Below are 23706 nucleotides of genomic sequence, written 5' to 3'. Positions count from 1 at the left end.
TATCCCCCCGTAGGCCAGCGGCTAAGAGGCCTGGCTGACCGAACTCATGTTGAAGTCCGCGACACGCACGGGTGGCATCGCGGTGCGGGTGAACCAGTCGCTCCACTCGCGGGGCAGGCAGCGTTCGGTGCGGCCCACCTCGGTGATCCGGCCGAGCAGGTCCACCGGGGACTCGTTGAACCGGAAGTTGTTGACCGCGCCGACGACCTCGCCGTTCTCCACCAGGTAGACGCCGTCCCGGGTGAGGCCGGTGAGCAGCAGCGTCGCCGGGTCCACCTCGCGGATGTACCAGAGGCAGGTGAGCAGCAGGCCGCGCTCGGTGCGGGCGATCATCTCGTCCAGGGTCGGCGCCGACTCCTGCGCCGACCCCTGCACCGCCTCCAGGACGAGGTTGTCGATCGCCGGGCGCACCGGCAGGCCGGTGAGGCCGGCCGAGTGGCGGCTGGTCACCAGGTCGTTGAGCACGCCCTCGCGGATCCACTCGGTGGCGGCGGTCGGCTCGCCGTTGTCGAAGACCGAGACGTCCCCGCCGGTGGAGTGCGCGAGCACGAACGGCGCCGTCTCCAGGCCGGGCTCGGCCGGGTCCGCGCGCAGGGTCAGCGGCAGGCCGCTCAGCTTGTCGCCGATCCGGGTGCCCCCGCCGGGCTTGGAGAAGACCGTCCGGCCCTCGTGGGCGTCCCGGCCGCCGGCCGACCAGCTGAGGTAGACCATCAGGTCGGCGACGGCCGAGGGCGGCAGCAGGGTCTCGTAGCGGCCGGCCGGCAGGTCCACCTTGCGGGCGCCCCAGCCGAGGCGCCTGGTCAGCTCGGTGTGCAGGGCCGACACGTCGACGTCGGTGAAGTCCCGGGTGGCGGCGCCGACCCAGGCCGAGTCGGACAGGTCGGCGGTCTTGGCGTTGATCTCGACCATGCCGGTGGGCTGGTCGTGGCGCAGCCGCAGACCGGTGGAGGTGCCCAGGTAGCTGGTGACCACCTCGTGCCGGGCGAAGCCGTACAGCAGCTCGCCCCGGGCGGCGGCGCGGGCGAAGGCCTCGCCGAGGGCCGGGCCGAAGGCCTCGAACACCGCGATCGAGGTCTCCGCGGGCGGCTCGGTGAAGTCCGGGGAGGCGGGCCGGTCGGCGACCAGCGGCTGGGCGTCCTCGGCCGGGCCGGCCGCGCGGGCGGCCGCCTCGGCGGCCCGGACCAGGTCCTCGACCTCGGCCGCGGTCACGGCCTCGCGGGAGACCACGCCGGAGGCGGTGCCCTCGGCGCCGGCCACGGTGGCGATCACGGTCAGCCGGCGGCCGCGGGTGACGCCGTTGGTGGTCAGGGCGTTGCCGGCCCAGCGCAGGTTGGCGGTGGACTCCTCGTCGGCGATCACCACGCAGCCGTCGGCGCGGGAGAGGCCGAGCGCCAGCTCGACGAGTTCGTGGGGCTGCGTCGCGGTCATCAGTGACCCGCCTCCTGCTGGGTGTTGAGCACGTTGACGTTCCGGAACAGGGCCGACGGGCAGCCGTGGCTGACGGCCGCGGTCTGGCCGGGCTGCGCCTTGCCGCAGTTGAAGGCGCCGCCGAGGACGTAGGTCTGCGGGCCGCCGACCGCCGCCATCGAGCCCCAGAAGTCGGTGGTGGTGGCCTGGTAGGCGAAGTCCTTGACCTGGCCCGCGAGTTCGCCGTTCTTGATGGCGTAGGCGCGTTGCCCCGTGAATTGGAAGTTATACCTTTGCATATCAATCGACCACGAACGATCACCGACGATGTACAGGCCGTTCTCCACCCCGGCGAACAGGCCCTCGGTGTCCGGGCCGTCGGCGGCGGGCCGGAGCGAGACGTTGGCCATCCGCTGCACCGGGACGTGCGCCGGGGAGTCTGCGAAGGAGCAGCCGTTGGAGCGCTCGAAGCCCTTCAACCGGGCCATGCCGCGGTCCAGTTGGTAGCCGACCAGGACGCCGTCCCGGACCAGGTCCCAGGACTGGGTGGCGACGCCCTCGTCGTCGTAGCCGATGGTGGACAGGCCGTGCTCGGCGGTGCGGTCGCCGGTGACGTGCATCAGCTCGGAGCCGTACTTCAGCGAGCCGAGCTTGTCGAAGGTGGCGAAGGAGGTGCCGGCGTAGGCGGCCTCGTAGCCGAGCGCGCGGTCCAGTTCGGTGGCGTGGCCGATCGACTCGTGGATGGTCAGCCAGAGGTTGGACGGGTCGATGACCAGGTCGTAGCGGCCCGCCTGGACGCTCGGGGCCTTCATCTTCTCGGCGAGCAGGGTCGGCAGCTCGGCGAGTTCGGCGTCCCAGTCCCAGCCGGTGCCCGTCAGGCCCTGTCCATCGGGGGACGACCCCCGGACCCCCGTGAGGTACTCGAAGCCGCGGCCGACCGGCGGGGCCAGGGTGCGCATCGAGTCGAAGGCGCCGGTGCGCTCGTCGACCGAGGTGGCCTCCAGCTCCGGGTGCAGCCGGATCCGCTGCTGGGTGGTCACGGTGCCCGCGGTGTCCGCGTAGAACTTGTTCTCCTGGACGGTCAGCAAGGACGCCTGGACGTGCGAGACGCCGTCGGCGGCCAGCAGCCGGGAACTCCAGTCGGCGAGCAGCGCGGTCTTCTCCGCGTCCGGCACCTCGAAGGGGTTGACCTCGTACGCGGAGACCCAGGTGACGTCCCGGTGGACCGGCTCGTCGGCCAGCTCGACCCGCTCGGCGGAGCCGGCCGCCCGGCTGATCCCGCCGGAGAGGCGGGCCACCGCGACGGCCTGCTCGGCGAACCGCACGGCCGCAGCGGCGGTGAGGTCGACGCCGGCGGCGAAGCCCCAGGCGCCGTCCAGCAGCACCCGGACGGCGAAGCCCAGCTGCACGCTGTCCGAGGTGCCGGCCGGACGGGCGTCGCGCAGCCGCCAGGAGGCGCTGCGGATCCGCTCCAGGCGGAAGTCGGCGTGGCTCGCGCCGAGTTCACGGGCCCGGGTGAGGGCGGCGTCGGCGAGGGCGCGCAGCGGCAGGGCGAGGAAGAGCGGGTCGACGGCGCGGGCGGGCGCGGCGCCGGCGCGGTCGGCCGGAGGGATCGGAGGCAATCGGGCTCCCAGGTCGCGGAGGGTGGCGGTGCGGGGCCACAGGGGCGCCCGCACCGCATCATTTCCCGTCCACCGGGTTTCCGGCCAGCGCATTTCGCCCGGTGCGCTGCGGTGTCGGCCCGTACGGTGCGCAGGTCAGGGCCGTTCGGAGCCGTTCGGGGGGCCGTCAGCCGACGGACTCCCACCAGCCGTCGAGCTCCGGCGGGTTGTCGACGTCCACCCGCTCGCCCGGGCGCGGCACGGCCAGCGGGACGCCGTGCTCCTTGGCCTCCGCGACCAGCCGCTCGATCGGCTCGGACCACCGGTGCAGGCCCAGGTTGAAGGTGCACCAGTGGACGGGCACCAGCAGGCCGGCCGTCAGGTCCCGGTGGGCGAGGACGGCGTCCTCCGGGGTCATGTGGATGTCTGCCCAGGCCGCGTCGTAGGCGCCGATCTGGACCAGCGCGGCGTCGAACGGGCCGTGCTGCTCGCCGATCCGGGCGTAGCCCTCGAAGTAGCCGGAGTCGCCGGTGTAGAAGACCTTGCGGTTCGGGCCGGCGATCACCCAGGAGCCCCAGAGGGTGGTGTTGCGGGTCAGGCCGCGGCCGGAGAAGTGGTGCGCGGCGGTGAGGGTGAGCACCAGCTCGCCCAGGTTGCAGGTCTCGTCCCAGTCCAGCTCGATGATCCGGTGCTCCGGGACGCCCCAGCGGCGCAGGTGGGAGCCGATGCCCAGCGGCACCGCGAAGGGCGCGGACTGGCTGCGCACCAGGCGCTTGACCGTCGCCATGTCCAGGTGGTCGTAGTGGTCGTGGGAGATCAGCACCGCGTCGACCGGCGGCAGCTCCTCCAGCTCGACCGGCACCGGGTGCAGCCGCTTGGGGCCGATGTGGGCGGAGGGGGAGCAGCGGTCGCTCCAGACCGGGTCGAGCAGCACCCGGAAGCCCTCGATCTCCACCAGCGCGGAGGCGTGCCCGTACCAGGTGATCTCCACGCCCTCGGCCGCCGGGCCGGGCGGGGTGGCGGGACGGACGGTGGGCACCGGGTGGGCGGGGACGCGGCCCTCGCGCTCGAAGAGCATCCGGCGGGCGGTGGCGCCGTCGAAGCCGGGGGCCCCGGAGGTGCGGGCGAGCGTGGAGGGGGCGTTGTGGAAGACGCCGTCGCGGTACTGGGGGGAGTTGCGCACCCGCTCCTCGCGCTCGCCGTCGGGGCGCCGCCCGAAGGCCGCCGGCAGGTCGCGCAGCGACCAGGCGGCCGCGCCGAAGCCGGCCGCGAGGGCGGTGAGGGCCAGCAGTCGTCCGGGTCGGTGGGTGCTCCCACGCCGTGCCTTGGTCATCCGCTCTGCCTTCGTCGCTCGCCGGGATGGTCGGGTGAACGGTACGGCAGGCCCGGGCCGACCCGTACCACGGGGGCAACGGGTGCGGCCGCCCGTGTTGTTCCCGCACAGTGGCGCCGATCCGGGCGGTGCCCGGGCCCGGGGCGGCGACCTGGGGCGGTGCCGCCGGGCCGGGCCCGGGCGGCGGGTGCGGGTTGTCGGATTGCGACAGTTCATTCGGTGCGGCGCTGTGGGAGCCCGATGCGCCGCCGTCGCCGGGCGCCCGATAGCGTCACACTGCGTACGCATTCCGACGTACGCGCTCACACACGGAGAGAGGTGGATCGTTGAGCCGCTCGGTTCTCGTCACCGGAGGAAACCGGGGCATCGGCCTCGCGATCGCCCAGGCCTTCGCCGAAGCGGGCGACAAGGTGGCCATCACCAGTCGCTCGGGTGAGGTGCCCGAGGCGCTGGCCAAGTACGACGTCCTCGCGGTCCGCTGCGACATCACGGACGCCGCGCAGGTCGACGCCGCCTTCACCGAGATCGAGGAGAAGCACGGCGCCGTCCAGGTGCTGGTCGCGAACGCGGGCATCACCAACGACACCCTGCTGCTGCGCATGTCGGAGGAGGACTTCACCTCCGTCGTCGACACCAACCTGACCGGCACCTTCCGGGTGGTCAAGCGCGCCTCCAAGCTGATGATGCGCGCCAAGAAGGGCCGTGTCGTCCTGATCTCGTCCGTGGTGGGCCTCTCCGGCTCGCCGGGCCAGGCCAACTACGCCGCCTCCAAGGCCGGCCTGGTCGGCTTCGCCCGCTCGCTGGCGCGCGAGCTCGGCCCGCGCAACATCACCGTCAACGTGGTCGCCCCCGGCTTCGTCGACACCGACATGACCGCCGTGCTCAGCGACGAGCGCCGCGCGGAGATCGTCTCGGGCGTGCCGCTGGGCCGCTACGCGGCGCCCGCCGAGGTCGCCTCCACCGTGCGGTTCCTCTCGTCGGACGAGGCCGCGTACATCACCGGAGCCGTCATTCCCGTCGACGGCGGATTGGGCATGGGTCACTGAGCATGAGCGGAATCCTCGAGGGCAAGCGGATCCTCATCACGGGTGTGCTGATGGAGTCCTCCATCGCCTTCCACACCGCCAGGCTCGCGCAGGAGCAGGGTGCGGAGATCATCCTCACCGCCTTCCCGCGCCCGAGCCTGACCGAGCGGATCGCCAGGAAGCTGCCGCGCCCGGCCAAGGTGCTGGAGCTGGACGTCTCCAACCCGGAGCAGCTGGCCGGCATCGCCGACCAGGTCCGCGAGCACCTGCCGACCCTGGACGGCGTCGTCCACTCGATCGGCTTCGCCCCGCAGGACGCGCTGGGCGGCAACTTCCTGGACACCCCGTGGGAGTCCGTGGCCACCGCGATGCACGTCTCGGCGTACTCGCTGAAGTCGCTGACCACGGCGCTGCTGCCGCTGATGCAGGATGGCGGCTCGGTCGTCGGCCTGACCTTCGACGCCCAGTACGCCTGGCCGCAGTACGACTGGATGGGCCCGGCCAAGGCCGCCCTGGAGTCGACCAACCGCTACCTGGCCCGCTACCTGGGTTCGCGGGACATCCGCTGCAACCTGATCTCGGCCGGCCCGATCGGTTCGATGGCCGCCAAGTCCATCCCGGGCTTCGGCGACCTGGCCGACACCTGGAACCACCGCTCCCCGCTGAAGTGGGACCTGAGCGACCCGGAGCCGGCGGGCCGCGGCGTCGTCGCGCTGCTGTCGGACTGGTTCCCGAAGACCACCGGCGAGATCATCCACGTCGACGGCGGTCTGCACGCCATCGGCGCCTGACGCTCCGGCGCCCCGCCCGTACGCCGCTGCCCGGCACCCCCTCCCACGGGGGGTGCCGGGCAGCGGCGTTTCGCGTCTCCGGGGGCTCGGGGCCCGTCGGGCGGGGCCCGCTCAGCCCTCGGTCGTGCCGCAGGCGCCGATGGCCCGGCCGGCCTCGGTCGAGGCGCGCTGGGCGTCGCCCGCCCGGATGGCGTCCAGGATGGTGTCGTGGCCGATGTAGCGCTCGGCGATCAGCTCCGGACCGACGTCGTGCCGCAGGTGCTCGCGGGTGACCTCGCCGAGGTCGGAGTAGACGGCGAGCAGCACGTCGTTGTGGGAGGCGGCCACCACGGCCTGGTGGAAGGCGGCGTCGGCCTGGACGAAGTCCTCCGCGTCGCCGGAGTGCCAGGCGGCCTCCCGGCGGGCCAGGGCGCCGTCCAGCAGCTCCAGGTCGCGCTCGGTGCGCCGCCGGGCGGCCAAGCCGGCCGCCGAGGTCTCCAGGGCCGCCCGCAGCTCGGCCACCTGCGCCTGCTCGGCGTCGGCGAAGCGGCGGTGCATCACCCCGGCCAGCTCGCTGGTGGCCAGCACGTACGTTCCGGAGCCCTGGCGGATGTCGAGCAGGCCGTTGTGGGCCAGCGCGCGGACGGCCTCGCGGACGGTGTTGCGGGCGACGCCCAGCTGCTCGACCAGGGCGGCCTCGGTCGGGATGCGCGAGCCGACCGGCCACTCCCCGGAGGTGATCTGGGCGCGCAGCTGGGCGATCACCTGGTCGGACAGCGGGGTGCGCCTCGGCGAGGACAGCGCCACGGGGTACTCCTTGCGACTACGGCTCGGGTGCGGCCTGGGTGGGAGGTGGCCGGTGGATGAACGGTCGGCACATCATGCCAATTCCGAGGTGCATCAATTCATCCCATCATTCTATGATGGCGCACATGCCCGCAGCAGAGACCACCGCTTCCCCGCGGAACGGGGCCAGGCCGCAGACCGAGCGGCCCGCCGACTCCGTTCCCTCCGCCGCCCCTTCCGCCGCACCCTCCAAGCACCTCGGCTGGCTGTTCGCCGTCGCGATCGCCGCCGCCGCCTTCAACCTGCGCCCGGTCGTCACCAGCCTCGGGCCGCTGCTCGACCAGGTCCGCGCCGGCCTCGGGATGAACCCGACCCTCGCCGGGCTGCTCACCGCCGTCCCGTCGCTCTGCTTCGGCCTGTTCGGCTTCGCCGCGCCCTCGATGGCCCGGCGGATCGGACCGATCGCGGTGATCACGGCCGGCCTGGCCGCCATCACCGCGGGCGTGCTGGCCCGGTCCTTCGCCGGCGGCACCGCGGTGTTCCTGCTGCTGACCGCGCTCGCCCTGGCCGGCGTGGCGGTCTCCAACGTGCTGATCCCGGTGGTCATCAAGCGCTACTTCCCGGAGAAGGTCGGTCCGATGATCGGCCTGTACTCGATGGCGCTGTCCGCCGGCACCGCGCTGGCCGCCGCCGTCACCGTGCCACTGACCAGCTCCCTCGGCGGCGACTGGCGCTACGGCCTGGGCGTCTGGGCCGGGCTCGGCGCGCTCGCCCTGCTGCTCTGGCTGCCGGTGCTGATCACCAGGCGCGAGCGCGGCGAGCGGGCGGGCGGCGCCGCCGCCCCCGCCAGGCTGCCGATCACCCGCAGCCGTACGGCCTGGGCGCTGGCCTGCTTCTTCGGCCTCCAGGCCACCGGCGCGTACGTGGTGATGGGCTGGCTGCCGAAGATCTTCCAGGACGCCGGCGTCGACAAGGGCACCTCCGGGGTGCTGCTCGCGGTCACCATGGTGATCGGCGTGCCGGTCTCCTACGTCCTGCCCAACCTGGCCGCCCGCCGCGGCGACCAGCGGCTGTTCGTCGTGGTGCTGGCCCTGTGCGGCATCGCCGGGTACGCCGGGCTGGCCCTGGCCCCGGCCGGCGCGCCCTGGCTCTGGGTGGTCCTGGTGGGCCTGTCCAACTGCGCCTTCCCGCTGGTGCTGACGATGATCGGGCTGCGCGCCCGGACGGCGGGCGGGGTGGCGCAGCTGTCCGCCTTCGCCCAGGGCGTCGGCTACCTGATCTCCATCCCCGGCCCGATCCTGATCGGCCGGATCTACCAGGTCACCGGCGAGTGGTACTGGCCGCTGGGCTTCCTGGCGCTGCTGCTGGTGCCGCAGATGCTGTTCGGCCTGCGGGCCGCGCTGGCCCGGCACATCGAGGACGAGGCGGTCCGCCCGGCGGAGCGGGTCACGGCCTGACGTCCGGGCGGCGGAGGCCGGGCCCGGCCGGGAGGCGCAGGTCACGGCCTGACGTCCGGGCGGCAAAGGCCGAGGCGGCGCAGGTCAAGGCCTCGCCAAGGACGTGGGGCCACCGGAGGGCGGGCGTGTCCGGGATGGAAGAATCCCGGACATGCCCGTTCTCGATCCCAACCCGACCGACGGCCGCAAGCAGCTCGGCCGTATCGCCCTGGCCTTCGCCGGCATCGCGGTGCTGGTGGTGGTGATCGCCACCATCGCCAGTTCGATGGGCTGACGGCGCCCGGCCCCCCGACGGCACCCGCCACCCCTGGGGGTGGCGACGACCGGGAGCACCGCGCCCCCGGGCCGCTTTTCTGCCAAGCTTGCTGGGTATGAGCGCCGACACGCCCCGCAGGATCATCGTTCTCCGCCACGCCAAGGCCGACTGGCCGAACGGCGTGGACGACCACGAGCGGCCGCTGGCCGACCGGGGCCGCCACCAGGCCCCGGACGCCGGCCGCTGGCTGGTCGACTCCGGCATCAACCCCGACTACGTGCTCTGCTCCACGGCCCTGCGCACCCGCGAGACCTGGAAGCTGGCGGTGCACGAGTTGCCCAGGCGGCCGCTCAAGACCGTGTACGAGGACCGGATCTACGAGGCCAGCCCGGGCGAGATCATCGCCGTCCTCCAGGAGACCCCGGAGGAGTACGCGGACGTGGTGCTGGTGGGGCACAACCCCGGCGTGCTGGGCCTGACCCAGGTGCTGGCCGGGGACGCGGGCGACCGGGACGCGCTGGAGCGGCTGCGGCTCGGCGGCTTCCCGACGGCGGCGATCGCGGTGCTCTCCTTCAGCGGTTCGTGGAAGGGCGTCGAGCCGGGCGTGGCCCAGCTGGTCTCGTACCACACGCCGCAGGACTGACCCCGGGACGCGGGTGTCCGAACGTGGGTGAGGGGCGCGCGGATTCGGTCCGCGCGCCCCTCACCCGTGTCCGCAGGACGCGCACTCGGCGTCCTCGGTGAGTCGTCCTCGGTCAGTCGTCCTCGGTCGGGGTGCCGTGCAGCACGTCGGCCGCCTCGACCTCCTCGCGGGTGATGCCCAGCAGGTACAGCACGGTGTCCAGGAAGGGCACGTTCACCGCGGTGTCGGCCGCCTCCCGCACCACCGGCTTGGCGTTGAACGCCACCCCGAGCCCGGCCGCGTTCAGCATGTCCAGGTCGTTGGCGCCGTCGCCGATCGCCACCGTCTGCTCCAGCGGCACCTTCGCCTGCTCGGCGAAGCGGGCCAGCCAACGGGCCTTGCCGGCCCGGTCCACGATCTCGCCGACCACCCGGCCGGTGAACTTGCCGTCCACCACCTCCAGGGTGTTGGCCGCCGCGAAGTCCAGCCCCAGCTGCTCCACCAGGTGGTCGGTGACCTGGGTGAACCCGCCGGACACCACCGCGACCTGGAAGCCGAGCCGGCGCAGCGTACGGACCAGGGTGCGCGCGCCCGGCGTGAAGCGGACCTCCGCGCGGACCTTCTCCGTCACCGAGGCGTCCAGCCCGGCGAGCAGCGCCACCCGGGCGTGCAGCGACTCGGCGAAGTCCAGCTCGCCGCGCATCGCCGCCGCCGTCACCTCGGCGACCTGCTCCTCGCAGCCCGCGTGGGCGGCGAACAGCTCGATCACCTCGTCCTGGATGAGCGTGGAGTCGACGTCCATGACCACCAGGCGCTTGGCCCGGCGCTCCAGCCCGGCCGCCACCACCGCGACGTCCACCCGCTGGGCGGCCGCCTCCTGGGCCAGCTCGGCCCGCAGCTCCTCGGTGGCCACGCCGGAGACGGCCAGTTCCACCGCCGTCACCGGGTACTTGGCGAGCCGGAAGACACGGTCGATGTTGCCGCCGGCCGCGGTGATCCGGGAGGTCAGCGCGGAGACGGCGGCGGCGGTCAGCGGGTGGCCGAGCACCGTGACGTGCGAACGGCCCTCGCGGCGCGGCCGGTTGTCGCCGATGCCGGAGAGGATCTCGGCCTGGAGCTTCTGTTCGTCCGCCCAGCGGTGGACGGTCGCCCGCAGCCCGCCCTCGGCGCCGGGTGCGGTGGGCGGGGTGACCAGGGCGCACAGCGTGATGCGGCCACGGGTCACGACCTGCTCGATGTCGATGACGACGACGCCGAATCCGGCCAGCGTCGCGAAGAGGCCGGCGGTGATGCCGGGGCGGTCCTTGCCGAACACCTTGACGAGCAGGGTGCGCTCGTCCGCGGTCCGGGGCTGGGCAGCGGGGAGGGGCTCAGCGGCCAGGGGCGATGCGTTCATGGTGACTCCCACGCTACCCGTCGCGGGGTGGCCCGAGGGCACCCGTCCCACCTCGCGGGACGCCGGGTACCGGCGCTCCGGTAGCAGCCTGGTCACAGTCACCCGGGGTGACTTTCACGGACGGTCGGCGGGCTGGAATGATTCCCCCCGTCAGTCACAGGAACAGCGCACCCCCGGCCGGGGGCCACAATTCGGGGGAACCGAGAGAGCGGGGCAGGCGAGCAGTGCCGCAACTCGTCATTGATATCAACGGACAGCAGCGGACCCTGGAGCCCGGGCGGTCCTACACCATCGGGCGCAACCCGCAGTCGGACTTCCCGTTCGACGACGCCAGGGTCTCCTGGCACCACGCGACCATCAGCTTCAACGGAAGCGGTTGGCAGCTGGACGACCACGGCAGCACCAACGGCACGTACGTGGCCGGCGCCCGCACCATGCAGGCCCAGGTGTTCCCCGGAGCCGTCGTCAACCTGGGCAACCCGGAGAACGGCCCCCGGCTCGGTTTCTCCGCCCCGGCGCACGCCGCGCCCCCGCAGGCCACCCCGATCCACGAGGCCGCCACCAGCCGCGGCCCGGTGCCGCAGCCCCAGCAGCCGGGCTGGCAGCAGCAGGACCCGTACCAGCAGCCGCAGCAGGCCTGGGCGGGCCAGCCGCAGGGCCAGCAGGGCGGGTTCCCGCAGCAGCAGGGGTTCCCGCAGGCCCAGCAGGGCTTCCCCCAGCAGCAGGGCTTCCCGCAGGCGCCGCAGCACGGCGGCGGCCCCCAGCCGACCATGATCCGCAACCTGACGTCGGCCATGCGCACCGTCCGGATCGGCCGCGCGCTCGACAACGACATCGTGGTCTCCGACCTCCAGGTCTCCCGCCACCACGCCGAGCTGCACCAGCTGCCGGACGGCCGCTACGAGATCGTCGACCTCGGCAGCCACAACGGCATCTTCCTCAACGGCCAGCGGGTCCAGCGTCAGCTGATGGGCCCGCAGGACCGGCTGACCGTCGGCCACTCCAGCTTCGTGCTGGTCGGCGACCAGCTGCAGGAGTTCGTCGACACCGGCGCGGTCTCCTTCTCCGCCCGCCACCTGACCGTCGAGGTCGACCACAAGGGCGCCAAGAAGGTCCTGCTCAACGACGTCAGCTTCGGTGTCCCGGAGAAGTCCCTGGTCGCGGTCATCGGCCCGTCCGGCTCCGGCAAGTCCACCCTGCTGCGCGCCCTCACCGGCTACCGACCCGCCGACCGCGGCGAGGTGCTGTACGACGGGCGCAACCTCTACAAGCAGTTCGCCGAACTCCGCTCGCGCATCGGCCTGGTGCCGCAGTCCGAGATCCTGCACCGCGAACTCACCGTCCGCAGCGGCCTCAAGTACGCGGCCCGGCTGCGCTTCCCCGGCGACACCGAGGCCAGCGAGCGTGCGGCCCGGATCGACGAGGTGCTGTACGAGCTGCGCCTCGACAAGCGCGCCGACAACAAGATCACCGCGCTCTCCGGCGGCCAGCAGAAGCGCGTCTCGGTCGCCCTGGAGCTGCTCACCAAGCCGTCGCTGATCTTCCTGGACGAGCCCACCTCGGGCCTCGACCCGGGCATGGACCGCGAGGTCATGCAGATGCTGCGCGGCCTCGCCGACGACGGCCGCACCATCCTGGTCGTCACCCACTCGGTGGCCGAACTCGCGCTCTGCGACCGGCTGCTGGTGATGGCGCCGGGCGGCTCGGTGGCCTACTTCGGCCCGCCGGACGAGGCGCTGCACTTCTTCGGGTACGAGACCTGGGCGGACGTCTTCCAGGCCTTCGAGAACTACCCGGACCACGACTGGGCCGGCCGCTACCGCGGCTCGGTGCACTACCAGCAGTACTCCGCCCCCACCGTCGAGGGCGCCGAGGTGCAGCACGTGCAGGTGGCCCAGGAGGCCGTCCGGCCGCCGAAGCCGCAGAGCTGGGGCTCCCAGCTGTGGACGCTGATGCGGCGCTACATGTCCGTACTCGCGTCGGACCGCGGCTTCCTCGCCCTGTCGGTGCTGCTGCCCGCGGTCATCGGCGCGGTCAGCGTGCTGATCCCCAACGAACCCGGGCTCGCGCCCAACCCGAAGACGCAGCTCCACCTCAACAGCGGGGCCGCGACGATCATGCTGATCCTGGCGATCGGCGCCTGCTTCTCCGGGGCGGCCAACTCGGTCCGAGAACTGATCAAGGAGCGGGCGATCTACGAGCGAGAGCGAGCCACCGGGCTCTCCCGCTCGGCGTACATGATGTCCAAGATCATCGTGCTGGGCTTCTTCAGCGTGATCCAGGGCGCCATCATCTCCGCCGTCGGCTTCCTGCCGCGCAAGCTGCCCGAGCACGGCCTGCTCGTCAGAAACCTGCCGATCATCGAGATGACCATCGGCATGATCCTGCTGAGCTTCGCCGCGATGATGTTCGGCCTGATGATCTCCGCGCTGGTGAAGACCGCCGAGAAGACCATGCCGCTGCTCGTCATGTTCGCCATCGTCCAGGTCGTCTTCACCGGCTGCCTGTTCCAGATCTTCAGCAAGCCCGGCCTGGAGCAGGTCGCCTGGCTGATGCCCGCCCGCTGGGGCACCGGCATCGTCTCCACCACGCTCGACCTGTCCAAGCTCATGGGGCCCTGGAACAAGGACTTCCAGAACCCCGAGTACGACCCGCTCTGGACGCACTCGGTGGCCCAGTGGGCGATCGACGCGGGCGTGCTGATCGTGATCTCGGTCGCGATCGGCATCCTCGTCACCCGGCTCCAGCGCCGGCACGAGCCCGAGGTCATGCAGAAGGGCTGAGCCCTTCCCGGCCTTCGAGGGGCGGTCCTCCCGATCGGGAGGACCGCCCTTCTGTTACTCGCCCGCTCGCCTCCGGGGCGCTTCGAGCCGGTGCCGACGGTCGGCGCTCCAAGGCCCTCGTCCCTCGGGCCTCCTCGCTTCTCCCTTTCGGTACCGGCGCGCCCCTTCGGCTCGGGGCGGGGGCTCGCCCGCTCGCGGTGGGCCCAGCGGCCTAGGTCTCCGGGCCCGCGCCCGGGGCGGCCGCGGGCGGACGCGACCGCCCCCGGCGCGGCGGTAGTTTGGCGGTATGTCCAGCACCACCGGAGACCACCGGACCCACGCGGGCCCGCTGCCCGCCTGCGAACCCTGCCTGGCCGGGATCGAGGCGGTCAGCCAGGCGCTGCTCGCCATGAGCCGGCACCTGGAGGTCCGGGAGGTGCTGCGCCGCATCACCGCCTCCGCCCGGGAGCTGCTCGGCGCCGAGTACGCGGCCCTGGGCGTGCCCGACGACCACGGCGGCTTCGCCCAGTTCGTCGTCGACGGCGTCACCGACGAGCAGTGGCGGGCGATCGGCCCGCTGCCCCGCCAGCACGGCGTGCTCGCCGCGATGCTGCACGAGACCGGCCCCACCCGCCTCGCCGACGTCCGCCGGGCGCCCGCCTTCGAGGGCTGGCCCTCCGCGCACCCCGAGATGGACGCCTTCCTCGGCATGCCGATCCTGGACACCGACGCGGCCGAGGACGAGCCGCAGGTGATGGGCGTCGTCTTCCTCGCCAACAAGAGCGGCGGCGGCCTGTTCACCGACCACGACGAGGAACTGCTGCGGATCCTCGCCGCGCACGCCGCCCTCGCCCTCTCCAACGCCCGGCTGTACGAGCGCGGCCGCGAACTCACCCTCGCCGGTGAGCGCGCCCGGATCGCCCACGACCTGCACGACGCCGTCGCGCAGAAGCTCTTCTCGCTGCGCCTGACCGCCAAGGCCGCCGCCAAGCTCGTCGACCGCGACCCGGCCCGGGCCCGCGCCGAGCTCGCCGAGGTCGCCCGGCTGGCCGCCGAGGCCGCCGACGAACTGCGCGCCGTCGTGGTGGAACTGCGCCCCGCCGCGTTGGAGGAGGACGGGCTGAGCGCCACCCTCGCCTCCCAGGTGCAGGTCCTCGACCGGGCGCACACCGCCGACCTCGCCTTCGCCGCCGACGGCGTCCGCGCCCTGCCGCCCGCCCAGGAGGCCGCGCTCCTGCGGGTCGCCCAGGAGGCGCTGCACAACGCGCTGCGGCACGCCGACGCCCGCCGGGTCACCGTCACCCTGACGGGGACGCCCGCGCGCGGCGCCGTGCTGCGGGTGCGCGACGACGGGCGCGGCTTCGACCCCGAATCCGTGCGCCGGGCCGGCCGCCACCTCGGCCTGGCCTCGATGCGCGACCGCGCGGCCGCCGTCGGCGGCACGCTCACCCTGGAGTCGGCCCCCGGCCGGGGGACGCTCGTCGAGATGGAGGTCCCCGGTGCCTGACAGCACTCCGTCGATCCGTGTGCTGCTGGTCGACGACCACCAGGTGGTCCGCCGCGGACTGCGCACCTTCCTGGAGGTCCAGGACGACATCGAGGTGGTCGGGGAGGCCGCCGACGGGGCCGAGGGCGTCGAGCGGGCCCGCGAACTCGACCCCGACGTCGTCCTGATGGACCTCAAGATGCCCGGCGTCGACGGGATCGAGGCGCTGCGCACGCTCAAGGGCGAGGGCAGCCGGGCCCGGATCCTGATCGTCACCAGCTTCACCGAGCACCGCACGATGGTCCCCGCGCTGCGGGCCGGTGCCGCCGGGTACGTCTACAAGGACGTGGACCCGGAGGCGCTGGCCGGGGCGATCCGCTCGGTGCACGCCGGCCACGTGCTGCTGCAGCCCGAGCTGGCCGAGGCCCTGCTCTCCGACGAGGGCCCGCGCGCGCCGCAGGGCCGCGGCGGCACCCTCACCGAGCGGGAGCGCGAGGTGCTGGGCCACATCGCCGACGGCCGCTCCAACCGGGAGATCGCGCGCAGCCTGCACCTGTCGGAGAAGACGGTGAAGACCCACGTCTCCAACATCCTGATGAAGCTCGACCTCGCGGACCGCACCCAGGCCGCCCTGTGGGCCGTCCGCAACGGCGAGGCCCGGGAGGGCGCCGGCGGCGCCTGACGGTGCGCCGGCGGGCCGGGCGGGGGCGCGCGCTGACACCGCACCGGGCCGAGACACGGTGGAGGAGCGGTCCGGAAGCCGGGAGCGGCACTGGACGTCGGGAACGGCACCGGAAGTCGGACGGGCCGACTTCCGGTGCCCGCAGGGGGCGGTTTCCGGCCAGGTGGACGGTGCGGCCCCCCGCGGGGTCCTCAGCGGGTCCTCAGCGGGCCTCGCGCTCGTCCGCGAGGGCGTTGTAGGCGGCCACCTGGGCCCGGCGGGCGGTGCGCCGCAGCGGGTCCAGGACGGACTGCCGCGCGGCCATCTCGGAGGCGCTGACGGCCGCGCCGTGCCCGCCGGAGGCGATCGACAGCAGGGCGGACACCTGGCGGGCGGACTCCAGCACCCGGACGGCGCGCGGCGGGTAGCCGGGCGCGAGCAGCTCGGCGTGGCCGCGCCGGCGGTACGCCTCCAGGGCGCGCACCGCCTCCGGCCCGGCGCCGGCCACGTCGAGCCGGGCGAGCAGCACGGTGGCCTCGCGCAGCCCGTCCGCGAGCTCGCGTTCGGCCTCGTGCAGCGAGGGCACGTCCGCCGGCGGCGCGTCGTTGACCTCGGCGCAGCGCCACAGCACGGTCGCCGAGCGGTCCCCGGCCGGTCCGAACACCTCGACCTCCGGCACCAGCCCGAGCGGGACGCCCACCGCCAGGACGGCCTCGCCCGAGGCCATCGCGAGCTCGTTGAACGCCGGCGGGCCGGTCAGCCCCAGTGGGTGGCCGGCCGAGGGCAGCGCGAGGCGCAGGCCCCGTACGCCCAGCACCCGCAGCCGGCCCAGCGCCCAGGTCAGTCCGTGCTGCTCGCCCGGCCGGTCCCCGGGCAGTCCGGTCACCCGGTGGCTCTCGTCGGTGCCCAGCACCGCCTCGGCGGCGTTGTCGGGCGGCACCAGGCCCGCCAGCAAGGCGTTGCCCCAGGCGGCCAGCCGCCCCGAACGGGGCTCTTCGTACGGATTGTCGGCAGGAGTCGCGAGCATCCGGCCAGCCTACGGAATCGGCGGTCATCCGCGTGGCGTAGGTTTGCCCATGCGTGTGCGGCGCACCCACCCCGTGCCCACCGGCTGCCGGGGTAGGCGTGCCGCCCGCGCCGACGGCCGAGAATCTGGTTTTTTTGGGGAAGGCATAGGCATGAGCGACGTGCTGGAGCTGGTGGACGTATCCGTGGTCCGGGAGGGGCGCGCGCTGGTCGACCAGGTCTCGTGGTCCATCTCCGAGGGTGAGCGCTGGGTCATCCTGGGCCCGAACGGCGCCGGCAAGACCACCCTGCTGCAGATCGCCTCCTCGTACCTGTTCCCGACCGCGGGCAAGGTCAGCGTGCTGGGCGAGAAGCTGGGCGAGATCGACGTCTTCGAGCTGCGCTCCCGGATCGGCCTGGCCGGTGCCGCGATGTTCGACAAGCTGCCGGCCGAGCAGACGGTGCTGCAGACCGTGCTCACCGCCGCCTACGGCATGACGGTCAGCTGGCAGGAGACCTACGAGCAGTCCGACGAGGGCCGCGCGCTCGCGCTGCTCGACCGCCTCGGCATGTCCGGCCTCACCGACCGCAAGTTCGGCACCCTCTCCGAGGGCGAGCGCAAGCGCACCCTGATCGCCCGCGCCCTGATGACCGACCCCGAGCTGCTGCTGCTCGACGAGCCCGCGGCCGGCCTGGACCTCGGCGGCCGGGAGGACCTGGTCCGCCGGCTCGGCGCGCTCGCCCAGGACGAGTTCGCCCCGGCCATGGCGATGGTCACCCACCACGTCGAGGAGATCGCCCCCGGCTTCACCCACGTCCTGATGATCCGCCAGGGCAAGGTGCTCACGGCCGGTCCGATCGACACCGAGCTGACCGCCCGCAACCTCTCCAAGTGCTTCGGCCTGCCGCTGACCCTGGAGCGCCACGGCGACCGCTGGTCGGCCCAGGGCCTGCCGCTGGGCTGAGGCCCCGTCGGTCCCGCCCCGCCCAGACCCGGGTCCGGGTCCGGGTCCGGTCCGGGGCCGTCCCGACCCGGTCCCGGCGCGCTGTTCGGGAGGCCGCCGGAACCGGTCGCACGTGCGACCGGTTTCCGCCCCTCGACCTGCGGGAACTGTCCGCCTCGAAGGCCTTCGCTCCCTAGGATGGACGTGTGGACAGCTGGATCTGGTGGCTCCTGGCCGCCGCAGGGCTCGGCATACCGCTGGTACTGACCGCGATGCCGGAGTTCGCCATGTTCGCGGTCGGAGCACTGGCCGCCGCGGGCGTGGCCGGGCTGGGCGGGGGCGTGGTCCTGGAGACCGTGACGTTCCTCGTGGTCTCGGTCGCGCTGGTGGTCTTCGTGCGTCCCATCGCCTACCGGCAACTGCGCAAGGGCCCGCAGGTCAAGATGGGCATCGAGGCGCTGCACGGCGCCACCGCGGTCGTCGCGGAAACCGTCGACGGGGAGGGCGGCCGGATCAAGCTGAACGGCGAGATCTGGTCGGCCCGAGCGCTCCACCCGGAGCAGGTGTACCAGCCCGGGCAGCAGGTCGACGTCGTCGAAATCCAGGGCGCCACCGCCCTGGTCGTCTAGGGGAGAGTCCGTGGAACCCGTCCTTATCGTCCTGGTCGTCCTGGTCGTGGTGGCCTTCATCGCGCTGATCAAGACGATCCAGGTCATCCCACAGGCCAGCGCGGCGATCGTGGAGCGCTTCGGCCGCTACACCCGGACGCTCAACGCGGGACTGAACATCGTCGTGCCGTTCATCGACCGCGTCCGCAACCGCATCGACCTGCGCGAGCAGGTCGTGCCGTTCCCGCCGCAGCCGGTGATCACCCAGGACAACCTGGTCGTCAACATCGACACCGTCATCTACTACCAGGTCACCGACCCCCGGGCGGCCACCTACGAGGTCGCCAGCTACATCCAGGCCATCGAGCAGCTGACCGTCACCACGCTGCGCAACATCATCGGCTCGATGGACCTCGAGTCCACCCTGACCTCCCGCGAGGTCATCAACGCCGGCCTGCGCGGCGTCCTGGACGAGGCCACCGGCAAGTGGGGCATCCGGGTCAACCGCGTCGAGCTGAAGGCGATCGAGCCGCCGACCTCCATCCAGGACTCGATGGAGAAGCAGATGCGCGCCGACCGGGACAAGCGCGCCGCGATCCTCACCGCCGAGGGCCAGCGCCAGGCGCAGATCCTCAAGGCCGAGGGTGAGAAGCAGGCGGACGTGCTCCGGGCCGAGGGTGAGGCGCAGGCCGCGGTGCTGCGCGCCGACGGTGAGGCGGCCGCGATCCGTACGGTCTTCGAGGCCATCCACGACGGCGACGCCGACCAGAAGCTGCTCGCCTACCAGTACCTGCAGACCCTGCCCGAGCTGGCCAAGGGCGACTCCAACAAGCTCTGGATCATCCCCAGCGAGGTCGGCGACGCGCTCAAGGGCCTCGGCGGCGCCTTCACCGGCCTGACCGGCAACGGCGGGGTCAACGGCGGCGCGGTCGCGGCGCCCAGCGTGCCGCAGGCGGCCCCGGCGGCCACCCAGGTGCCGATCGACCCGGCGTCCGGGCCGCGGCCGGTGGACACCGACAAGGGCTCGGCCCGCCCCCGGGTGGACCCGACCCGGGAGTACCCCAAGATCGACCCTGAGTGACCCGCGGGTCCGGTGCTCCGCCGAGGGCCCGCCGCCGTACGCCTCCCGTACGGCGGCGGGCCCTCGGGGTTTGGGGTTTTACGGCGGGTCGGAGCCGTGGCGTGCGTCCGGTGCGGGGGGTGCGGGGCCGGTCCGGTGTGGTGTGCGTCCCGAATCGTGGTCGGGCCTGGTCCGGTGGGCGGGCGGTCCGGCATGATCCTCTCGGACAGGACCGAGAGGAGAAGTGACCCATGACGTTCTGGGAGGCGATCGCCGTCCTGGTGGCCGGAGTCGGTGCCGGAATGATCAATGTGATCGTCGGCTCCGGGACCCTGATCACCTTCCCGGTCCTGCTCGCCGTCGGCATCCCGCCGGTCACCGCCAACGTCTCCAACTCCTTCGGCCTGGTGCCCGGTTCGCTCAGCGGGGTGATCGGCTACCGGCGCGAACTGGCCGACCAGGGACGCCGGGTGCTGCGCCTGGGCACCGCCTCGCTGCTCGGCGGGCTGCTCGGCGCGCTGCTGCTGATCAAGCTGCCGAGCGGGGCCTTCGACGCGATCGTCCCGGTGCTGATCCTGCTCGCGCTCGTCCTGGTGGTCGTCCAGCCCCGGGTGGCCAAGGCCGTCGCCGCCCGCCGCCGGCCCGGCGGCGACCCGGACGGCAGCCCGGTGCTGCTGGTCGGGGTGTTCCTCACGGGCATCTACGGCGGCTACTTCGGCGCCGCGCAGGGCGTCCTGCTGATGGCGTTGATGGGCATGCTGCTGCAGGAGGAACTGCAGCGGATCAACGCGGTGAAGAACGCCCTGGCGCTGATCGTCAACGCCGTCGCGGCGCTGTTCTTCCTGTTCACCTCGACCGTCAACTGGACGGCCGCCGGGCTGATCGCGGTGGGCTCGCTGGTCGGCGGCCTGGTCGGCGCCAAGGTCGGCCGCCGGCTGCCGCCGGCCGCGCTGCGCGGGGTGATCGTGGTGGTCGGCCTCGCGGCCGTCACCAAGCTGCTGCTGGGCTGAGCGGCGGCGCCGACCGGTCGGGCGATCGCCTGATCGAAGGATCGTCAGACCGTCGGAGAGTCGGAGAGTCGGAGGAGTGCGCCGTGGCCCTGGAGATGCGCGAGACCTGTGAGCGCTGCGCGGTGTCGCTGACCCCCGACGGCGCCGCCTCGATATGTTCCTACGAGTGCACCTTCTGCCCGGACTGCACCGGGACCATGGCCGCCACCTGCCCCAACTGCGGCGGCGAGCTGGTGGCCCGTCCGCGCCGGAAGGCCGCCTGACCCCGGCACCCCGGACCCGGACCACCCGGGCCGACGACGCACCAGGAGCGCAGCGATGAGCAGCAGGGCCCGGCTGAGCGAGGACGAGATCACGGCGGCCCTGGCGGCGCTGCCGCACTGGACCCGGGAGGGCGACAGCATCGCCCGCGGCGCCGACGCCCCGGACTTCCCGGCGGCGATCCGGGTGGTGGTCGCCGTCGCCGAGCAGGCCGAGGCGCTCGACCACCACCCCGACATCGACATCCGCTGGCGCACCCTGCGCTTCGTCCTGTCCACCCACAGCGCCGGCGGCCTCACCGGCCTGGACCTCACCATGGCCGCCCGCATCGACGAGGCGCTGCGCGCCGAGTCCGCGGGCTGATGCGGTAGGGCCGAAGGCAGGCCGTAGGGCCGGGGTCGTCCCTCTGGACGGGCGTGAGATGCTGACTGCCGCAATCGGCAGGCAGGCGGCTCGGGAGGGACGGAACGGATGGCGCAGGAGCCCTTCGGAGACGCCCGGGCCGGGCAGCAGCCGTGGCACCCCCAGGCGCAGCCGGCCCAGGGACAGCCGTCCCAGAGCCAGGCGGACTGGCAGGGCGGCGGGTACTACGAGCAGCAGGCGCCGCAGGAACAGACGCACTGGCAGCAGCAGCCGGGCCACGAGCAGCCGGGCCACCAGCAGGCCGGGTACGGGCAGCAGCCGGCGTACGACCAGACGGGCTACGAGCAGAACGGCTACGACCAGGCCGGGTACGGGTCGTCGTACGGCTACGGACCGCACGGCGGCTACGACCAGGGCGGGTACGACCACGGTGGCTACGCGCAGACCGGGTACGTCGAGGGCGGTTTCGGCCAGGGGCAGTACGGCGGCCAGGAGCATTACCAGCCGCACCCGGAGTACACCCAGCAGCCGTACGCGCCGTACGGGGCCCCGCAGCAGGCCGCCGGGGAGGGGCTGTACGTCCCGGCGGGGGCGGAGTACTCGGCGGACGGCTATGTGCAGGTCGAGGAGACCGAGGCGGAGACCGGGTCCGCCGGGTCCGGCGGGTCTGCCGGGTCGGAGCAGGCGGCGGAGGAGACCCCGGGCCACGCGCCGGATCCCTCGGCCGGGCCGGCCGCACGGTCCCGGGCCGCCGCCCGGCGGGGCGGTGCCGGTTCCCGTTCCGGCTCCGAGCCCGGTTCGGGTCCGGGCGCCGGTTCCTCGTTGTCGGCCAAGGCCCGGAAGGCCGCCGACGCGGTGCTGACCGGGGAGCACGTGCCCAGCCGTAAGGCGCTGTTGGTGCGGGCGGGTGCCGGGGTGGCCGCACTCGGGGTGCTGGTGGCGGCCGGGCTGATGGTCGGCACCGAGGGCGGTGGCAGCGCGGTCGCGAGCAGCGGCGGCGAGCCCGGGTTCACGGTGGCGCACACCCGGGCGTGGTCCGCCCAGCCCGTCGCCGCCGGCCAGTCCGCGGGCGACGACACGCTGGTCGGCAGCTGGCTGCTGGCGGACACGGTGGTCCGGGCCGACGGCTCCGGCGTGCGCGCGTACGACCGGGCGAGCGGCAAGCCGACCTGGTCGGTGGAGCCGCCGGCCGCCGGGGCCGTGCCGTGCGGGCTGTCGGCGGGAGTGAACCAGGCGGGCCTGGGCGCGGCCCTGTTCCGCGCGCAGGCTGATCCGAAGAGCGCCTGCGCGCTGGTGGCCGTGGTGGACACCAAGACCGGCAAGACGGCGTGGTCCAAGTCCCTGTCGGACGCCAAGGGCGCCTATTCGGCCCGGATCGGCGTCACCGAGGACAAGGTGGTCGCGATCGGCGACGACCGCGCGGTGGCCTGGCAGTCGGCCGACGGGAAGGACGTCTGGCAGTACACCGGGCAGGGCAAGTTCTGCACCCTCTCCGGCGGTGTGAGCGGCAAGACCGTGCTGGTGGCCTCCTCGTGCGCGGACTCGACGCCCGCCGACCAGGCTGTGGCGCTGAACATCGCGGACGGCAAGGTCAGCTGGTGGCGGGGGCTGAACAACCAGCCGAAGACGGTGACCGTGCTGTCCGCCGAGCCGGCGGTGGTCCTCACCACCGGCGACAAGCCGGAGAACGACCGGGTGTTCGCCTGGGGCGCCGCCGGTGACCCGGCGGCCGAGATCCCGGTGGTCACGGACGGCGGCCGGCTGGACGTCGCGCACGGCACCTTCGCGGCGACCCCCGAGGTGTTCTTCGAGGGCCGCACGATGGTCACCACGCTGACCCCGGCGAACGGCGCCGGGCCGGCGGCCGCGGTCGGCTACGACCTGGACACCGGCAAGCAGCGCTGGAAGGTCCCGACCGCCGCCAAGGGCACCGTCCGGGCGGTCGGCATCGACGGCGGCTCGCTGGTGCTCGGCGCCGACGAACGCCGCGACCAGCCCGCCCACCTCACCCGGTTCCCGCTGGCGGGCGGCCAGGAGGCGACCGGCGGCAACTTCCCGCCGGGGACCGGCTCGCTGCTGGTCTCCGGGCGGGTGCTGATCGGCGGCGGGCAGGTGGTCGTGGTGCCCGACCACTCGGCCAACTACGGCACGGCGGCCGGATACCAGGCGAAGGACTGAGCCGGTCGCACTGGCCCGCGCCCGGGCTGGTCCGCGCAGGCTCGCCCAGACCTGCCTACGCCGCCGGGACGGACAGCCCCTGGACGGGCGGCAGCCAGTCGGCGAGCTCCCGCGCCTCCGAGCCGCGCAGGCCGAGCGCAAGCATCAGGCTGGCCTGTGGGGTCGGCTCGAACGGGCGGCGCAGCAGCTTCATCCCGGCCTGCTCCGGCGTCCGGTCCGCCTTGCGCTGGTTGTCCTCCGCGCACGCGGCCACGGTGTTCAGCCAACTGTCCGCACCACCGCGCGACTTGGGCTGCAGGTGGTCCACCGTGGTGCCCCGCCGCCCGCAGTACGCGCACAGGTGCTGGTCCCTGGCCAGGACACCCCGCCGCGACCACGGAGCCTGTTGTCGGAACGGTACCCGTACGTACCGTTGCAGTCTGATCACTCTGGGGACCGGTACGGCGACGCCCGTCCCCCTGATCGAGCGCAGCGGGTGAGCCTGCTCCACCACCGCCTTGTCCTGGAGTACCAGGACGACGGCGCGCTGGAGCGACACCGTCGTCAGGGGCTCGTAGCTCGCGTTCAGAACCAGCGTGTTGCGCACTCGGCACACCCTTCCCACGGGCGTGCCACGGCGGCACGACCGTCTCCACACACGTCACTGCCGCCGCACGGCGGTGACACCACTCTGAATGGGCACACAGCCGACGAACAACGGAATTTCCGGTATCGC

Annotated in this window: 22 protein-coding genes; 15 read left to right on the top strand and 7 right to left on the bottom strand. The window is 73.4% G+C overall.

From position 1 onward, the window contains the following. Nucleotides 1-21: 21 nt before the first annotated feature. From ACYP53_RS00555 to ACYP53_RS00545, 3 genes are all read right to left on the bottom strand, one after another. Nucleotides 22-1428: a metallopeptidase TldD-related protein gene (locus ACYP53_RS00555; protein ID WP_459646343.1), complete on the bottom strand. Its 1407-nt coding sequence runs from the start codon at nucleotides 1426-1428 to the stop codon at nucleotides 22-24. After that, complete coding sequence (locus tag ACYP53_RS00550; protein ID WP_459647933.1) at nucleotides 1428-3020, bottom strand: TldD/PmbA family protein; 1593 nt, start codon at nucleotides 3018-3020, stop codon at nucleotides 1428-1430. The genes ACYP53_RS00555 and ACYP53_RS00550 overlap by 1 nt, the downstream gene beginning before the upstream one ends. Nucleotides 3021-3195: 175 nt before the next feature. Continuing rightward, complete coding sequence (locus ACYP53_RS00545; protein WP_459646342.1) at nucleotides 3196-4341, bottom strand: MBL fold metallo-hydrolase; 1146 nt, start codon at nucleotides 4339-4341, stop codon at nucleotides 3196-3198. Between the two features lie 326 nt (nucleotides 4342-4667). Here ACYP53_RS00545 and fabG point away from each other — a divergent pair, with 326 nt between their 5' ends. Both fabG and fabI read left to right on the top strand, forming a co-directional pair. Next, nucleotides 4668-5387 carry a 3-oxoacyl-[acyl-carrier-protein] reductase gene (fabG, locus tag ACYP53_RS00540; protein ID WP_189916271.1) on the top strand — a complete coding sequence of 240 codons (720 nt, stop codon included), beginning with the start codon at nucleotides 4668-4670 and terminating at the stop codon, nucleotides 5385-5387. Between the two features lie 2 nt (nucleotides 5388-5389). Then, complete coding sequence (fabI, locus tag ACYP53_RS00535) at nucleotides 5390-6157, top strand: enoyl-ACP reductase FabI (RefSeq protein WP_189916270.1); 768 nt, start codon at nucleotides 5390-5392, stop codon at nucleotides 6155-6157. A 111-nt stretch (nucleotides 6158-6268) separates the two neighbouring features. Here the strand turns inward: fabI and ACYP53_RS00530 are convergent, their stop codons facing one another. Further along, entirely contained in the window at nucleotides 6269-6943 is a 675-nt protein-coding gene (locus ACYP53_RS00530; protein WP_189916269.1) for a FadR/GntR family transcriptional regulator, read from the bottom strand. Between the two features lie 125 nt (nucleotides 6944-7068). Here ACYP53_RS00530 and ACYP53_RS00525 point away from each other — a divergent pair, with 125 nt between their 5' ends. The 3 genes from ACYP53_RS00525 (at nucleotide 7069) to ACYP53_RS00515 (ending at nucleotide 9278) form a co-directional block, all read left to right on the top strand. Beyond that, nucleotides 7069-8379 carry a CynX/NimT family MFS transporter gene (locus tag ACYP53_RS00525; protein ID WP_459646341.1) on the top strand — a complete coding sequence of 437 codons (1311 nt, stop codon included), beginning with the start codon at nucleotides 7069-7071 and terminating at the stop codon, nucleotides 8377-8379. A 151-nt stretch (nucleotides 8380-8530) separates the two neighbouring features. Continuing rightward, nucleotides 8531-8653: an SGM_5486 family transporter-associated protein gene (locus tag ACYP53_RS00520; protein WP_391552796.1), complete on the top strand. Its 123-nt coding sequence runs from the start codon at nucleotides 8531-8533 to the stop codon at nucleotides 8651-8653. Between the two features lie 97 nt (nucleotides 8654-8750). Then, nucleotides 8751-9278 (top strand): SixA phosphatase family protein, encoded by a 528-nt coding sequence (locus tag ACYP53_RS00515; protein WP_189916267.1) that lies wholly within the window; start codon nucleotides 8751-8753, stop codon nucleotides 9276-9278. 112 nt (nucleotides 9279-9390) lie between these two features. Here the strand turns inward: ACYP53_RS00515 and serB are convergent, their stop codons facing one another. After that, nucleotides 9391-10653, bottom strand: a complete 1263-nt coding sequence (gene serB, locus ACYP53_RS00510) for a phosphoserine phosphatase SerB (protein WP_189916266.1) — start codon at nucleotides 10651-10653, stop codon at nucleotides 9391-9393. A gap of 224 nt (nucleotides 10654-10877) precedes the next feature. On the opposite strand from serB, the gene ACYP53_RS00505 reads away from it, so the two are divergent. The 3 genes from ACYP53_RS00505 (at nucleotide 10878) to ACYP53_RS00495 (ending at nucleotide 15583) form a co-directional block, all read left to right on the top strand. Next, nucleotides 10878-13436: an FHA domain-containing protein gene (locus tag ACYP53_RS00505; protein ID WP_459646340.1), complete on the top strand. Its 2559-nt coding sequence runs from the start codon at nucleotides 10878-10880 to the stop codon at nucleotides 13434-13436. 388 nt (nucleotides 13437-13824) lie between these two features. Then, nucleotides 13825-14922: a GAF domain-containing sensor histidine kinase gene (locus tag ACYP53_RS00500; protein WP_459647932.1), complete on the top strand. Its 1098-nt coding sequence runs from the start codon at nucleotides 13825-13827 to the stop codon at nucleotides 14920-14922. Further along, nucleotides 14915-15583: a response regulator gene (locus ACYP53_RS00495; protein WP_189916263.1), complete on the top strand. Its 669-nt coding sequence runs from the start codon at nucleotides 14915-14917 to the stop codon at nucleotides 15581-15583. Before ACYP53_RS00500 ends, ACYP53_RS00495 begins: the two co-directional genes overlap by 8 nt. Nucleotides 15584-15785: 202 nt before the next feature. On the opposite strand, the gene ACYP53_RS00490 is transcribed toward ACYP53_RS00495, so the two are convergent. After that, on the bottom strand, nucleotides 15786-16589 hold the full coding sequence (locus ACYP53_RS00490; protein ID WP_189916262.1) for a hypothetical protein: 804 nt from the start codon (nucleotides 16587-16589) through the stop codon (nucleotides 15786-15788). A gap of 151 nt (nucleotides 16590-16740) precedes the next feature. Between ACYP53_RS00490 and ACYP53_RS00485 the strand changes: the two genes are divergently transcribed. From ACYP53_RS00485 to ACYP53_RS00455, 7 genes are all read left to right on the top strand, one after another. Beyond that, nucleotides 16741-17532, top strand: coding sequence for an ABC transporter ATP-binding protein (locus tag ACYP53_RS00485; protein WP_189916261.1), 792 nt, complete (start codon nucleotides 16741-16743; stop codon nucleotides 17530-17532). 185 nt (nucleotides 17533-17717) lie between these two features. After that, nucleotides 17718-18140, top strand: a complete 423-nt coding sequence (locus ACYP53_RS00480; RefSeq protein ID WP_229928602.1) for an NfeD family protein — start codon at nucleotides 17718-17720, stop codon at nucleotides 18138-18140. A 10-nt stretch (nucleotides 18141-18150) separates the two neighbouring features. Continuing rightward, a complete protein-coding gene (locus ACYP53_RS00475) occupies nucleotides 18151-19200 on the top strand; it encodes an SPFH domain-containing protein (RefSeq protein WP_459646339.1) in 1050 nt (349 codons plus the stop codon). Nucleotides 19201-19430: 230 nt separating this feature from the next. Next, a complete protein-coding gene (locus tag ACYP53_RS00470; protein WP_189916259.1) occupies nucleotides 19431-20189 on the top strand; it encodes a sulfite exporter TauE/SafE family protein in 759 nt (252 codons plus the stop codon). 83 nt (nucleotides 20190-20272) lie between these two features. Then, the gene (locus tag ACYP53_RS00465; RefSeq protein WP_189916258.1) at nucleotides 20273-20452 is read left to right on the top strand and encodes a DUF1272 domain-containing protein; all 180 of its coding nucleotides are present in this window, start codon (nucleotides 20273-20275) and stop codon (nucleotides 20450-20452) included. 55 nt (nucleotides 20453-20507) lie between these two features. After that, nucleotides 20508-20813, top strand: a complete 306-nt coding sequence (locus ACYP53_RS00460) for a 4a-hydroxytetrahydrobiopterin dehydratase (protein ID WP_459646338.1) — start codon at nucleotides 20508-20510, stop codon at nucleotides 20811-20813. A gap of 108 nt (nucleotides 20814-20921) precedes the next feature. Then, a complete protein-coding gene (locus ACYP53_RS00455; protein WP_459646337.1) occupies nucleotides 20922-22991 on the top strand; it encodes an outer membrane protein assembly factor BamB family protein in 2070 nt (689 codons plus the stop codon). Between the two features lie 55 nt (nucleotides 22992-23046). Here ACYP53_RS00455 and ACYP53_RS00450 read toward each other — a convergent pair whose 3' ends face one another. Beyond that, nucleotides 23047-23577 carry an HNH endonuclease gene (locus ACYP53_RS00450; protein WP_189916255.1) on the bottom strand — a complete coding sequence of 177 codons (531 nt, stop codon included), beginning with the start codon at nucleotides 23575-23577 and terminating at the stop codon, nucleotides 23047-23049. Nucleotides 23578-23706: the final 129 nt, after the last annotated feature.

Source organism: Kitasatospora sp. Ki12, assembly GCF_054601375.1.
The sequence above is the reverse complement of the archived record's forward strand: the minus strand, read 5'-3'. Positions and strand labels throughout refer to the sequence as shown.

What these genes read in the sequence shown, in the direction of transcription:
- ACYP53_RS00455 (WP_459646337.1), top strand. Translation starts at nt 20,922, where the DNA reads ATGGCGCAGGAGCCCTTCGGAGACGCCCGGGCCGGGCAGCAGCCGTGG.
- ACYP53_RS00515 (WP_189916267.1), top strand. Translation starts at nt 8,751, where the DNA reads ATGAGCGCCGACACGCCCCGCAGGATCATCGTTCTCCGCCACGCCAAG.
- ACYP53_RS00470 (WP_189916259.1), top strand. Translation starts at nt 19,431, where the DNA reads ATGACGTTCTGGGAGGCGATCGCCGTCCTGGTGGCCGGAGTCGGTGCC.
- ACYP53_RS00525 (WP_459646341.1), top strand. Translation starts at nt 7,069, where the DNA reads ATGCCCGCAGCAGAGACCACCGCTTCCCCGCGGAACGGGGCCAGGCCG.
- ACYP53_RS00545 (WP_459646342.1), bottom strand. Translation starts at nt 4,341, where the DNA reads ATGACCAAGGCACGGCGTGGGAGCACCCACCGACCCGGACGACTGCTG.
- serB (WP_189916266.1), bottom strand. Translation starts at nt 10,653, where the DNA reads ATGAACGCATCGCCCCTGGCCGCTGAGCCCCTCCCCGCTGCCCAGCCC.
- ACYP53_RS00485 (WP_189916261.1), top strand. Translation starts at nt 16,741, where the DNA reads ATGAGCGACGTGCTGGAGCTGGTGGACGTATCCGTGGTCCGGGAGGGG.
- ACYP53_RS00500 (WP_459647932.1), top strand. Translation starts at nt 13,825, where the DNA reads ATGAGCCGGCACCTGGAGGTCCGGGAGGTGCTGCGCCGCATCACCGCC.
- ACYP53_RS00460 (WP_459646338.1), top strand. Translation starts at nt 20,508, where the DNA reads ATGAGCAGCAGGGCCCGGCTGAGCGAGGACGAGATCACGGCGGCCCTG.
- ACYP53_RS00520 (WP_391552796.1), top strand. Translation starts at nt 8,531, where the DNA reads ATGCCCGTTCTCGATCCCAACCCGACCGACGGCCGCAAGCAGCTCGGC.
- fabI (WP_189916270.1), top strand. Translation starts at nt 5,390, where the DNA reads ATGAGCGGAATCCTCGAGGGCAAGCGGATCCTCATCACGGGTGTGCTG.
- ACYP53_RS00555 (WP_459646343.1), bottom strand. Translation starts at nt 1,428, where the DNA reads ATGACCGCGACGCAGCCCCACGAACTCGTCGAGCTGGCGCTCGGCCTC.
- ACYP53_RS00490 (WP_189916262.1), bottom strand. Translation starts at nt 16,589, where the DNA reads ATGCTCGCGACTCCTGCCGACAATCCGTACGAAGAGCCCCGTTCGGGG.